This window comes from Stakelama marina (genome assembly GCF_018122655.1).
GTDB lineage: Bacteria > Pseudomonadota > Alphaproteobacteria > Sphingomonadales > Sphingomonadaceae > Sphingomonas > Sphingomonas marina.
The window spans coordinates 21677-34237 of record NZ_JAGRQC010000005.1 but is presented as its reverse complement, the minus strand read 5'-3'; the positions used below and the strand labels follow the sequence as shown (position 1 = coordinate 34237).

Below are 12561 nucleotides of genomic sequence, written 5' to 3'. Positions count from 1 at the left end.
CGCACCATTGGCCTTCACCGCTGCCGAGACGCCACTGCACGCTGCCGCCGACACACCCATCGAACCGGCAAAAGTGCTCGCTATCCTCCCGCACGACACCAGCTCCTTTACCGAGGGTCTGCTGTTTCACGACGGCGCGCTTTACGAAAGCACGGGAGAGGCGGGCACCTCGTTCATTCGCCGAATCGACCCCAAAACCGGTCACATCCTCGCCAGCACCGAAATCGCGCCGCCGCTGTTCGGCGAAGGAATCGCTGCGTGGAAGAAACGGCTGTTCAGCGTCACCTGGCATGGCGGCCGGGGGTTCATCTGGTCGCTGCCCGATCTGCGTGCGACGGGTAAGTTCGCCTATACGGGCGAAGGCTGGGGCATGACGAGCGATGCCCGCCATCTGATCCTGTCGGACGGCACGGCCACGCTGCGCTTCCTCGATCCCGACACGCAAACCGTCGTGCGCCGGCTCAAGGTTACGTGGCGCGGCAGGCCGGTGCAGCGCCTGAACGAACTCGAATTCGTCAATGGCGAGATATTGGCCAATATCTGGATGCGCCCGCTCATCGCCCGCATCGCCCCCGTTTCGGGTAAGGTGATCGGCTGGATCGACCTGTCGGCAATCGTCGCCTCGCTCGATCTGCACGATATCGATTCGGTCGCAAACGGTATCGCGTGGGACCGGCGTCACCACCGGCTGTACATCACCGGCAAGAACTGGCCCCATCTGTATCAGATCGCGCTGCCGCAGGGCATGACAGAGGACCAATCCTCCGCAGACCGGATGCACGATAGGGCCAGTCCGGCTGTTTCTGCAGAATCACCACCGACCAGTCGCCCCTGAACATCCGCAAGGTTGCGAACTTGTCGGCGTAGCCACAAAAGCGCATGATCGCCGCTCCCTAGGAGGGGATGAGCATGATGATACGCCGTACAATGGTGCTGGTCGCGCTCTGCGTCGCCTCGCAAGCGAACGCGCAGAATCTTGATTTTCTGATCACCAACGCGACCGGCCGGACAATCACGAAGATTGAGGTACAGCCTACCGGGCAGACCGACTGGGCTGAAAACCGGCTGAAGCATGACAAGCTTGCCGATACCAAGCGATCTTCGGTCTTTTTCCCGCGCGCCGACGACCAATGCAAATATGATGTACGCGCCGAATTTTCGAGCGGCGACCCGCTGATCTGGCGCGGCATCGACTTTTGCGACAACGCCTATCTGACGCTGCGGATCAAGAACGGACAGCCCGAATACTCGGTGGATTAGGCACCAAAATCGCAGCGGTGCATGTGCCCGAATTGCGACCTGGGTCCGAATCGGTGCCGGTGGGGAGGTACCCCGCCCTACCGGCACGTCAGATCGGCCCGTCCTTCACGCGAGCAGCGAAAGGCGCGTGTCAGCCGCGCTTGCGATAGTGCATGATGCCCCAGGTCAGCTTGCCGGCATCGGCGCCCTCGACCCAGTGCGACAGACCCTGCAGCATCCGGTCGACAAAGGCATCACCCGCCTTCACCTCGTCGCGCCGTGCCGACAGTTCTTCCGCCACGCGCGCATAATGGTTGCGAAGCTGCGCGCTGCGATCCTCGACCGCCACTTCGTCGAAGCCGAGCTTGCCGAGCTCCTCGCGATAGAATCCGAACGACGCTAGATTGGGCAGGTGAATACGGTCGTAGATCGGCTGCAAATCACCGTCATCGGTCAGGTCGTCGGCCTGCATCGGGTCGGTGAAGATGAACTCGCCGCCGGGCTTCAGCACGCGTGCTACCTCGCGCAGCACCGCCTTGCGATCGGGCGCGTGGAGGATCGCATCCTGGCTCCACGCAGCATCGAAACCGGCATCGTCGAACGGCATCGCATCGAACGACCCGTCGACCACCGCGACCTTGTCCTCCAGCCCCGCCGCCCTGGTCAGCTCGCGGTTGCGTTCATTCTCGACCATCGCGACGTTCAGGCAGGTCACCTTCGCTCCGTGGTCGCGGGCCATCACCCGCGCGGCGCCGCCATATCCCGCGCCGAGGTCGAGCAGCGTCCTGCCCGACATGTCGCCCAGCATTTCCGCCATGCGGTCGACCGTCGCCCGGCTCGCCTCGCGAATGTCGCTGGTGTTGTCATAGATGCCGACATGAATGTCCTCGCCACCCCAGATGGTGTTGTAGAAATCATCGGCTTCGTCGCTGTCGTAATAATCGCGCGCGGTGGCGACGCCTGCATCAACCGTCATAGCTTTTCTCCGCAACGTGAACGAAGAAGTCGGGGGCCTTTTCCTCGCCCTCTTCCATGAAATCGCCATAGGTGTGGAGCTTGCGAAAGCCGACATCGCGCAGCAGTCCGCGAACATAATCCTTGCGGATCGGGAACATGTTCAGGTGATAGTCGGACCCGTCGGGGAAGCTGTATTTGAACCGCGCCAGCGAATCGTCGACATATTCGGGCTCTGCTGAAACCTTGTCGCCGCAATAATAATATTTGTGCTTGGTCGAAAATCCGTCGTCGAGGATTCGGTCGTAATTGCGCTGATCGAGGATCAAAATCCCGTCATGCTTCAACGCGGCGTAGAACTCGGCGAGCGCCCGGCGGCGATCATCCTCTTCGAACAGATGGGTAAAGCTGTTCCCCAGGCAGATGATCGCGTCATATTTGCCGTGGACATCCTTGTTCAGCCAGCGCCAATCGGCATGGACCGTCTTCAGCATCAGATCCTGGTCCATCGCGTTCTTGAACGCCTTTGCCAGCATCTCGGCCGACCCATCGACCGAGGTCACGTCGAACCCGGCCTTCAGCAACTGTACCGAATGAAAGCCCGTTCCGGTCGAAACGTCGAGAACGCTCTTCTTTCCGCGGGCCTTCAGAACGTCGATGAAGAATCGCCCCTCGCTTTCGGCACGGGCATCCCAGTCGATCAGTTCGTCCCACTTGTCGACGAAGCCGCGAACATATTCGTTCTTGTAATGCTCCGTATTACGGACCGAATTGGGGTCGTCGCCATAATCCTGTTTGGCATCAGGCGCGAAAACGCCCGGTTCGTTGCTTGATGGCATAGCGTACCTCTTGCGTTGTGCGATCGCGTGGCAGCCGCAAAATCGCGGCCAAAACGGCCGGGCGGAAGGTAGTGCAGCGCTGGATTGTTGGCGGGTATTAGAACAAAGCCTGCGGCCATTGGCAAACCAAGTGTGCACGATTCCGAAAATACTTTCGAAAGCGCACGCTTATCTAAACGATTTCAGGATGCTGGGTATCTGGTGGGCGGTGACGGGCTCGAACCGCCGACCCTCTCGGTGTAAACGAGATGCTCTACCAACTGAGCTAACCGCCCTTCCGGTGCGCGGGCGATAGGCCAAGCCGACGCCAGCGGCAAGCCCCTCGCGAGAAGCAACGACCAACAGCGCCTTTTGGCCGCCCGGGTCGGGCGCCGGGCTCAGGCAAGTGCCAGCTGCGCCTGCTTGGCGGAAGCGAAATAGCGAGACATGCCGTCGGCGGCGCGTTCGCTCAGCACGATATAGGCGCGCCGCCGGTCATGGGGGTCGGCCTCGCGTTCGAACAGCTCGGCCTCGGTCATCGTGGAAATCCAGCGCAGCGCCGTTGTCGGCGGCACTTCGGCGGCGATGCACAGGCTCGATACCGAAACCCGCGCCCGTTCCAGTCGCGCCGCGAACAGGTCGAGCAGCATGTCCCAGGCCGGGTCGGCAAACAGCCCGGCATCGAAGAAGCGCGCGCGCAAGCGCCGCAAGCGGATGACGTCGCGAACCTCTGCGGCGCTGACATCGGTCGGCACGGCATTTGACCTTTCCGCTTCGGCGATCGGCGGCGGCGCATAGTCGCTTTGACGATCGCGCAACGGTTGCCTGCCGTAGGAATCGTCTTCCTGCGTCAATTTGGCGAGCGCCTGTGCGATTTCCGCGACCTGTTCGTTCAGCCGCCGCAGCCGCGTCGCCTCGTTTTCGCGACCGCTGTCGTGAAACACCGCGCGTCCGCTCCGCCCGGCAAGCGCAAGCGCACTTGCCCGCTCGGCCAGCGAAGGTGCGCACAGCAATTGCACATCCTCGCCCAGCAGCGGCGCCGCGATTGCGTCGAGTTGCTCCTCTTCGAAGATCGCCACGATCCGGGCTCCGGTTTCGCGCGCGGTATCGAGCACGACGCCCAGCGCTGCATCGACATCGTCCGCGTGCGCGCCGATCGCATCGATCAGGATCACGTCGAGCGCTGCCTGCATCTCCAGGCGGTCGCGCGCTTCGCCAAAGCCGACGCTCGCCACGATCCGCGCACCGGCCAGCGTCACCGCCTCCTGCGCAGACCGCTCGGCGGCGGCGTCGCCGAGAATCGCGAAGACCGACGGGATCGGACGAAATCCGTCCGAGACATTGGCGGAAGGCGGCATCGGCAACTCCGGGTTCGTCATCTGTTCGCCTTCCATGCCCGATTGATCCGGAATGGTTGAGCCGAGATACATCCGATACGGATATAGCCGGCCGCCGCGACGCTCACTCCCAGATCGCTGCGATTTCCTCGGCCGAATCGGGGGTCAGTTGCCGGGCGGCATCGGCCAGCCCGCATCCCGACATCGCGATCCACACCGTTCCCGCGACGGTGCTCAGCACCCAGCTCAGCACCCTCATCGCGGTCAGTCCGCCCAGTCGCGAATCGATCATCTGCCGCGCGGCCTCGCCCATGTGCGCAGGGTCGCTGAACGAACTCGCCATCATCGACAGATAGCCCGCCCCGGTGATGAGCGTGACCAGCGTCGCGAGGATCATGTAGATCACCGCGACGACGAGGAACGCCACCAGCATCGCCCAGAAACTACCCCGCGACAGCCGCCAGGCCGCACCGATCACGATCTTGCGGCGCTGGAATGTCAGCGGAAAGGCGAGCGCGAAGCGCACCGACAGAAAGACCATAGCGGCAAGCAATGCGATGCTCAGCACGACGGCGATCAATATCCCGCCCGCGCTCGCACCGCCGCCCCTTCCGCCGCCCATCGCCAGCATCGCGCCGGCGCCCAGCACTCCGAACAGCAGTGAAACGGCGAACAGCACGGCGACGGCGACGATCAGGAATATGAGCGACAGCAGGAACAGGCGCAGTTCGTCTCCGCCCAGTCGAAGATAGCCGAACCGGTCGTCCTCGGGACGCAGGACCGCGCGGTAGCTCGCCGACCACAGCACCAGCATGACGAGCACCATCAGGATGTTGAGCGCCTGCACCTCGACCATGAACGGCGCGGCACCCGAAAAATCGCCCGATTGCGCCGCCAGCATCTGCTGACGGATCAGCGGCAGCGAGATCGCGCCGATGATCGCAGTCGCCACGAAATAGACCGCGGCCCAGATCAGCCCGGCGACAGGCCGTTCGCGCAGCACCCGAAACCCGGCGCCGATCGCTTCCCCGATATCCAGCATATTTCCCCCTTGTCCCGGCCCGCCACGCCCCCGCATGGCCGCTGGCCGAGCGATTTCACGCGATCGTGAACGAACCGCTCCCCCGGATCAATCCAATGCCTTCACGATCTCCTCGACCATCTTCTTGGCATCGGCGAGCAGCATCATTGTGTTGTCCTGGTAGAAGACCTCGTTGTCGACACCGGCATAGCCCACGCCGCCCATCGACCGTTTCGAAAACAGCACCGTCTTGGCATTGCCGACATCGAGCACCGGCATGCCGTAGATCGGCGACGACTTGTCGGTCTTTGCCGCCGGGTTGGTCACGTCGTTCGCACCGATCACGAAGGCGACATCGGTCTGCGAGAACTCCGAATTGATGTCCTCGAGCTCGAACACCTCGTCATAAGGCACATTCGCCTCGGCGAGCAGCACGTTCATATGCCCCGGCATCCGCCCCGCGACCGGGTGGATGGCGTATTTCACCGTGACGCCTTCCTCCTTCAGCTTGTCGGCCATCTCGCGCAGCGCGTGCTGCGCCTGCGCCACCGCCATGCCGTATCCGGGGACGATGATGACCTGTTCGGCCTGTTTCATCAGGAACGCCGCGTCCTCGGAACTGCCGCGCTTCCACGGCCGGTCGATCTTCTCCGCCCCCTCGGCCCCGCCGCCGCTGTCGGAACCGAAGCCGCCGGCGATCACGCTGATGAAGCTGCGGTTCATCGCGCGGCACATGATGTAGCTCAGGATCGCGCCAGAGGAGCCGACCAGCGCGCCGGTGATGATCATCGCGGTATTGTGCAGCGTGAACCCCATCGCCGCCGCCGCCCAGCCCGAATAGCTGTTGAGCATCGACACGACGACCGGCATGTCGGCCCCGCCGATCGGGATGATGAGCAGGAAGCCGATGACGAAGCTCAGCACCGTCACCGTCCAGAATATCCAGGGCGCCTGGTCCTGCGTGAAATAGGCGATCAGCCCCAGGATAACCGCCAATGTACCGAGATTGAGGAAATGCCGGCCGGGCAGCAGGATCGGCTTGCCCGACATATTCCCGTTCAGCTTGGCAAAAGCGATTACCGAGCCCGAAAAGGTGATCGCGCCGATCGCGACACCCAGCCCCATCTCGATCCGGCTGACGGGGAAGATGACGCCTGCTTCGGCGATCCCGAAAGCCGCCGGGTTAAAATAGGCCGCGCACCCCACCAACACCGCCGCCATACCCACCAGCGAGTGAAAGGCCGCCACAAGTTGCGGCATCGCGGTCATCGCAATTCGCCGCGCTATGACGAAGCCAACACCGCCGCCGATGAGCACCGCGACGGCGATCTCGGGCAGGCTCGCAATGTCATGCGTGACGAGCGTCGTGACGATCGCGATCGTCATGCCGACCATGCCGAAACGGTTGCCGCGGCGGCTGCTCTCGGGGCTCGACAGCCCGCGCAGCGCAAGGATGAAGCAGACGCCGGCGACCAGATACGCCAGCGCCACCCACGGATTGACTGGTGCTGCTTCGTGCATCAATTCCTCCCCGGCACGGGGAGGGGGACCGCGCGCCGCAGGCGCGTGGTGGAGGGGCGACGCCACACACGCGCCCCCTCAGTCCACAGCGCCACCGGCTGAGCCCCCTCCACCATGCTTCGCATGGCCCCCCTCCCCGTGCCGGGGAGGATCAAGACCGTTCCTTCTTCTTGTACATGGCGAGCATCCGCTCGGTCACCGCGAAGCCGCCGAAGATGTTGACGCTCGCCAGCACCACCGCCGCCAGCCCCAGCCATTTCGCCACCGCCTCGCCCGCGCCCGCGCTCGCGATCAGCGCACCGACGATGATGACCGACGAAATCGCATTGGTCACCGCCATCAACGGCGTGTGGAGCGCCGGCGTCACCGACCAGACAACGTAATAGCCCACGAAACAGGCCAGCACGAAGATCGACAATATGCTGATGAAATCCATTCGTCCGTCGCCCCTCCTTCGGGTGCCTCAGCCCAGCAGCCTCTCGCTCACGACCTTGCCGTCCTTCGTCACGCGAACGCCCTGGACGATCTCGTCATCGTCGGGAAACACCGGCTTCTTCGCGTCTTCGTCCCAGAAGGCCGACAGGAAATTATACAGGTTGCGCGCGAACAGCGCCGACGTATCAGCGGCGAGCCGGCTCGGCACGTTCCTGTGTCCGACGATCTTCACGCCGTGCTTTTCGACGATCTCACCGGGCACCGACCCTTCGACATTGCCGCCCTGTTCGACGGCCAAATCGACGATCACGCTGCCCGGCCGCATCGTCGCGATCTGCGCGTCGGAGATAAGGCGCGGCGCGGGCTTGCCCGGGATCAGCGCGGTGGTGATGACGATGTCCTGCTTGGCGATATGCCCCGACACCAGTTCGGCCTGCGCCTTTTTATACTCGTCGGACATCTCGGTGGCGTAGCCGCCGGTGCCCTCCCCCTCGATCCCGCCTTCCTCGACGAAGATCGGCTTGGCGCCGAGCGACTTGATCTGCTCCTTGGTCGCGGCGCGGACATCGGTGGCGGACACCTGCGCGCCGAGCCGGCGGGCGGTGGCGATCGCCTGAAGCCCCGCCACGCCGACGCCCATCACGAAGCATTTCGCCGCCGACACGGTGCCCGCCGCGGTCATCATCATCGGAAAGGCGCGGCCATATTCGGCGGCCGCGTCGAGGACCGCCTTGTACCCCGAAAGGTTCGACTGCGACGACAGGATGTCCATCGACTGCGCACGCGTGATGCGCGGCATGAACTCCATCGCCAGCGCCTCCGCACCCAGCTCGGCATAGCGATCGATCCGCGCCCGTTCGCCAAAGGGATTGAGTCCCGCAATCAGCCACGCCCCGTTTTCCAGCCCCGAAAGGCTGTCGGGATCGGGGCCTTGCACACCCAGCACCGCATCCGCGCCCTTCAGCACGTCGCCGCGCGCGCCGACGGTGGCGCCCGCTTCGCGATATGCGTCGTCACTGTAGGAAGCGGTTTCGCCCGCCCCCGTCTCGACCGCCATATCGGCGCCCAGCGCGGTGAATTTCTTTACCGTTTCGGGTGTTGCGGCGACCCTGCGTTCGCCTTCGGCCAGTTCCTTGAGGACCGCGATCTTCACGTCAGCCGGCGATCAGCCAGATAACGAAAAACGCGATCAGGAAACAGATGACCGCGCCGTATTTGAGCAGGTTTATGACCGAATTATATGTCTGTTCATGCGCCTGCATGTCGCCTTCGCCGGCCATGGCAATCCCCTCGGCAATAGTTTCGTTACGAATCAATAACCGTGTGGTCCCGCCCCCTCAAGCCCTTCCGCGACCTTTGTGATTTAAGCTGACCTTTACCCATTCTGCCTATCACCACTGACCAGATACGGGACAACAGGGACATTCCGGCAGATGACGCGAGAAGGACAGCGGTTGTTGATGCTGATCGACGACGAACCGGCACAGCGCCGGCTTGTCGCCGCGATTGCCGCGCGGCGTGGCTGGCGCACGGTCTTTGCCGACGACGCCGAAATGGCGCTGGCGACACTCGGCACGCCCGACGGGATGGCGCTCGACGCGATCCTGCTCGACCATTGGGCGCCCGATTGCGATTCAGCGGCGCTCATCGCCGAACTCCGCGCCAACCGTCCGCTGCTGCCGATCCTGATGCTCACCGCCAACGGGTCTGTGTCGAACGCGGTCGGCGCGATGCGCGCGGGCGCGACCGATTTCCTGGTCAAGCCGATCGCCGCCGAACGCCTGCTCGCCGCGCTCGATTCGGCGATCGGCGAAGAGGCGAAGGGAGAATTGCGCCCGCTCACCGAAAAAATGTCGCAGCCGCTCGCCTTCGACGAGGTGGTCGGCTCCGCGCCCAAATTCCGCGCCGCGCTCGCCATCGCGGCAAAGGCGGCGCGCGCGCGCGTTCCTGTCCTTGTCGAAGGAGAAAGCGGTGCGGGCAAGGAAGTCATCGCCGATGCCATCCATGCCGCATCGCCTCGCCATGCAAAGCCGATGGTGCGCGTCAATTGCGGCGCCATTCCCGAAAATCTCGTCGAATCGGAATTGTTCGGTCACGAAAAGGGCGCCTTCACCGGCGCGTTCGAACGCAAGATCGGTCGCTTTCAGGAAGCCGATGGCGGCACGCTGTTCCTCGACGAAGTCGGCGAGATGCCGGTCGATGCGCAGGTAAAGCTGCTGCGCGTGTTGCAATCGGGCGAGATCCAGCCGATCGGCGCGCGGCACACGCTGCATGTCGATGTCCGCGTGATCGCTGCGACCAACAAGACGCTCAGCGAGGAAATCGAGGCCGGGCGATTCCGCGAGGATCTCTATTACCGCCTCAACGTCGTCCAGGTGACGATCCCGCCGCTTCGCGAACGCAGCGGCGATGTCGCCCCGCTCGCGCGCCACCTGCTGCGCCGCATCGCCGAGCAACCGGGCCTGCGCCCGCTCGGCATTACCGACGACGCGCTTGCCCTGCTCGCCAGCTATGACTGGCCGGGCAATGTTCGCCAGCTTCACAACGCGCTGTTCCGTGCAGCGGTGCTCTGCGAGGGCGAAGCGCTCACCCGCGCCGATTTTCCGCAGATCGCGGAACTGGCGATCGGCATCCCGGCGGGTGGATCGGGCAAGGAACGCCAGACCGGCCATGCCGGCGTCACGCTGTTTCATCCCGACGGCAACCTGCGCGCGCTCGGCGATATCGAGGCCGATGTCATCCGCCTCGCCATCGGCCATTATCGCGGCCGCATGACAGAGGTTGCGCGCCGCCTCGGCATCGGCCGTTCGACGCTGTATCGCAAGCTCGGCGAACTCGGCATCGACCAGCACGCCGCCTGACAAGAGCAGGCGATTCGGAACCACGCGCCGATCGCGTGCCTTGATGGGGCATGCGATACCTGTTTCCGACCGCCGCGCTTGTCGCTCTGGCCGCGTGTTCGCAGGGTAGCGACCAACCAGCGCCGCAACGCTCGCCCGATCGAGCGCCTGCTGGAAATACGCCGACCGCGAACCTCGACAAGCCTCGTGCAGCGCCCGCACCGACGCCCACCCCGACGGGCGAATGGGCGCGCTACACCAATCGCCGCTTCGACTATGCCATCGCCACGCCGCCCGGCTTCACCGCCGAAGCGGCGCCGCAGAACAATGACGGCCGCGTCTTTCGCAGCGGTACGGCATCGCTGCGCATTTTCGGCACGCACAACGCGCTGGGTCAGAGCTTTGCCAGCCAGATCGCGCAGGCCAGCAAGGGGCTGAGCGATGTCAGCGTCGTCAATCGTACCGCAACCACCTGGCGCGCCACCGCGCGCGACGGCGTCGGCAATCGCGTCGCCTTGCGCCTCGCCCGGCCGGACGCCATGCGGCTCGTCACCGCGCATTTCAGCTATCCCCCCGCCAACGACATGGCGCAGGTCGCCGAAAAGACGCTCGACAGCCTGATGCTGCTCGGCAGCACCGGCCCGCTCACCTATCGCTACCGGCCCGATCGGCTGCGCGCGGTACAAACCACCGTGTCGCTCCCGCCCGACCACAAGACCGAACTTGCCGCGACCAAGCTGCTGCCGGTCGCGCGCGCGGCGAAGCTCGGCCATGATGGCTGCCGCTATGGCCTGTCGGGAAAGGCCTCCACCTGCACCGCCGAAAAGGAAGCAGGGCTCGCCTTCGCGCTTGCCGAACAGCCGATCGACACGCTGCGCGACAGCTTCGGTCCGAAGCGCGCGAAAGATGCGACACTCGCCGACCGCACCGGATTTCGCATACGCGAGGGCGCCGAAGGACAGGGCGCCGATTACATCTTCCTTCCGGCCGGCGGGCGCACTGTCATCGTTGTACGCAGCTGGCGCGATGAAAAACCGCAAACCGGCTATCAGGGCGTGCTGCACGACCTCAGCTTTGCCACCAACCAAGGCGCTTAGCCGAACAGCCACATCCCCATCACGCCGCCACACGCCAACCGCACCGAAGCACCGGAAGACGTGCTCGAACTGCGCGCCGGGGAAACCAGATTACCCCTGAAGCGTCACCCGGGCCGACCGACGAGCGCCGCGTCCTTCATCCCGCGCCATACGCGCAGCGCCTGCACCGTTTCGGGCACGTCATGGACGCGCAGCAACTGCACGCCCTGCTCCGCCCCTTTCAGCGCCAGCGCGATCGAGCCGCCCAGCCGTTCGCCCACCGGCGCCTCGTTCGACAGCGCGCCGATCATCCGCTTGCGGCTTGCGCCCAGCAGTACCGGACAGCCGAGCCCGTGGAACAGCGACAGGCCGTTCAGCAACGCCAGATTGTCCTGCATCGCCTTGCCGAAGCCGATGCCCGGATCGACGATGATCTTCGCCCGCTCGACGCCGCCGGCGACCACCGCCTCGATCCGCGCCTCCAGCCAGTCGAACGTCTCCGTCAGAACGTCGCCATAGCCCGATCCACCATGCGGCCCCTTGGTCGGTTCGGGCGAGTGCATCAGGACGACCGGACACCCGGCCTTCGCCACCACCTCGAGCGCACGGTCGTCCCACAGCAGCGCGGCAACATCGTTGACGATATGCGCGCCCGCCGACAGCGCCGCTTCCATCACCGCGGCCTTGCGCGTGTCGATCGACACCGGCGTGCCTGACCGCGCGAGCCGTTCGATCACCGGCCGGGTGCGCTCGACCTCGTCGCCCTCCCAGACCGTCTTCGCGCCCGGCCGCGTCGATTCCCCGCCGACATCGACCATCGCCGCACCCGCGGTTCCCATGTCGAAACCCGCCTGCGCCGCCGCATCGGGATCGCCCATATTCGCGCCGCCATCGGAAAAACTGTCGGGCGTCATGTTGAGGATGCCCATCACCAGCGGCTGATCGAGCCGCAACACGCGCTCGCCCGCGATGATCGGCGCGCGCGCCGCCGAAATAAGCTCGGCGAGCAGCGACAGCCGCTCGCGCTGCGCCGCCGAGACCGAATCGAGCAACGCTTCGAACCCGGCAACGGGAACCGGCTGCTGGACGACACGTCGCCCGCCTGTGACCGCGATCAGCTCATAGGCGGCGAACCACACCAGCCCACCCGCCAGCCGGGCGACCTGGCCGTCGAGGCCGATCGGCGAATCGACGAACTGCACGGGCCGCAGATAGAGATCGGCATGCGCGGGGATGCTGGCGAAGTCGGACACATTTTCCTCCGTCATCCCGGCGACAGCCGGGATCGTCTGCCAGCATCCATAGCGCCTGCGGCCAGCG

At 64.7% G+C, this 12561-nt stretch carries 13 protein-coding genes and 1 tRNA gene; 4 read left to right on the top strand and 10 right to left on the bottom strand.

All coding sequences use genetic code 11. From position 1 onward, the window contains the following. Window positions 1-7: 7 nt before the first annotated feature. Both J7S20_RS15345 and J7S20_RS15340 read left to right on the top strand, forming a co-directional pair. Window positions 8-835, top strand: coding sequence for a glutaminyl-peptide cyclotransferase (locus J7S20_RS15345; RefSeq protein ID WP_284055130.1), 828 nt, complete (start codon window positions 8-10; stop codon window positions 833-835). Between the two features lie 74 nt (window positions 836-909). Continuing rightward, a complete protein-coding gene (locus J7S20_RS15340; protein WP_284055129.1) occupies window positions 910-1260 on the top strand; it encodes a hypothetical protein in 351 nt (116 codons plus the stop codon). A gap of 130 nt (window positions 1261-1390) precedes the next feature. Here the strand turns inward: J7S20_RS15340 and J7S20_RS15335 are convergent, their stop codons facing one another. From J7S20_RS15335 to J7S20_RS15295, 9 genes are all read right to left on the bottom strand, one after another. Continuing rightward, window positions 1391-2215 (bottom strand): methyltransferase domain-containing protein, encoded by an 825-nt coding sequence (locus J7S20_RS15335; protein ID WP_284055128.1) that lies wholly within the window; start codon window positions 2213-2215, stop codon window positions 1391-1393. Further along, window positions 2205-3032, bottom strand: coding sequence for a glycine/sarcosine N-methyltransferase (locus J7S20_RS15330; protein WP_284055127.1), 828 nt, complete (start codon window positions 3030-3032; stop codon window positions 2205-2207). The genes J7S20_RS15335 and J7S20_RS15330 overlap by 11 nt, the downstream gene beginning before the upstream one ends. A gap of 199 nt (window positions 3033-3231) precedes the next feature. Beyond that, window positions 3232-3307, bottom strand: a tRNA-Val gene (locus tag J7S20_RS15325). A 102-nt stretch (window positions 3308-3409) separates the two neighbouring features. Then, window positions 3410-4390 carry a hypothetical protein gene (locus tag J7S20_RS15320; RefSeq protein ID WP_284055126.1) on the bottom strand — a complete coding sequence of 327 codons (981 nt, stop codon included), beginning with the start codon at window positions 4388-4390 and terminating at the stop codon, window positions 3410-3412. 82 nt (window positions 4391-4472) lie between these two features. Then, window positions 4473-5390, bottom strand: coding sequence for a hypothetical protein (locus J7S20_RS15315; protein ID WP_284055125.1), 918 nt, complete (start codon window positions 5388-5390; stop codon window positions 4473-4475). An 87-nt stretch (window positions 5391-5477) separates the two neighbouring features. Continuing rightward, window positions 5478-6890, bottom strand: coding sequence for an NAD(P)(+) transhydrogenase (Re/Si-specific) subunit beta (locus J7S20_RS15310; protein WP_284055124.1), 1413 nt, complete (start codon window positions 6888-6890; stop codon window positions 5478-5480). Between the two features lie 151 nt (window positions 6891-7041). Further along, window positions 7042-7326 (bottom strand): NAD(P) transhydrogenase subunit alpha part 2, encoded by a 285-nt coding sequence (locus J7S20_RS15305; RefSeq protein WP_284055123.1) that lies wholly within the window; start codon window positions 7324-7326, stop codon window positions 7042-7044. A 27-nt stretch (window positions 7327-7353) separates the two neighbouring features. Continuing rightward, window positions 7354-8478: a Re/Si-specific NAD(P)(+) transhydrogenase subunit alpha gene (locus J7S20_RS15300; protein ID WP_284055122.1), complete on the bottom strand. Its 1125-nt coding sequence runs from the start codon at window positions 8476-8478 to the stop codon at window positions 7354-7356. 1 nt (window position 8479) lies between these two features. Beyond that, entirely contained in the window at window positions 8480-8605 is a 126-nt protein-coding gene (locus J7S20_RS15295; protein WP_284055121.1) for an aa3-type cytochrome c oxidase subunit IV, read from the bottom strand. A gap of 153 nt (window positions 8606-8758) precedes the next feature. Here J7S20_RS15295 and J7S20_RS15290 point away from each other — a divergent pair, with 153 nt between their 5' ends. Both J7S20_RS15290 and J7S20_RS15285 read left to right on the top strand, forming a co-directional pair. Beyond that, complete coding sequence (locus J7S20_RS15290; protein WP_284055120.1) at window positions 8759-10186, top strand: sigma-54-dependent transcriptional regulator; 1428 nt, start codon at window positions 8759-8761, stop codon at window positions 10184-10186. A 50-nt stretch (window positions 10187-10236) separates the two neighbouring features. Further along, window positions 10237-11262: a hypothetical protein gene (locus tag J7S20_RS15285; RefSeq protein ID WP_284055119.1), complete on the top strand. Its 1026-nt coding sequence runs from the start codon at window positions 10237-10239 to the stop codon at window positions 11260-11262. 104 nt (window positions 11263-11366) lie between these two features. Here the strand turns inward: J7S20_RS15285 and folP are convergent, their stop codons facing one another. Then, complete coding sequence (gene folP / locus J7S20_RS15280) at window positions 11367-12494, bottom strand: dihydropteroate synthase (RefSeq protein ID WP_284055118.1); 1128 nt, start codon at window positions 12492-12494, stop codon at window positions 11367-11369. Between the last annotated feature and the right edge of the window lie 67 nt (window positions 12495-12561).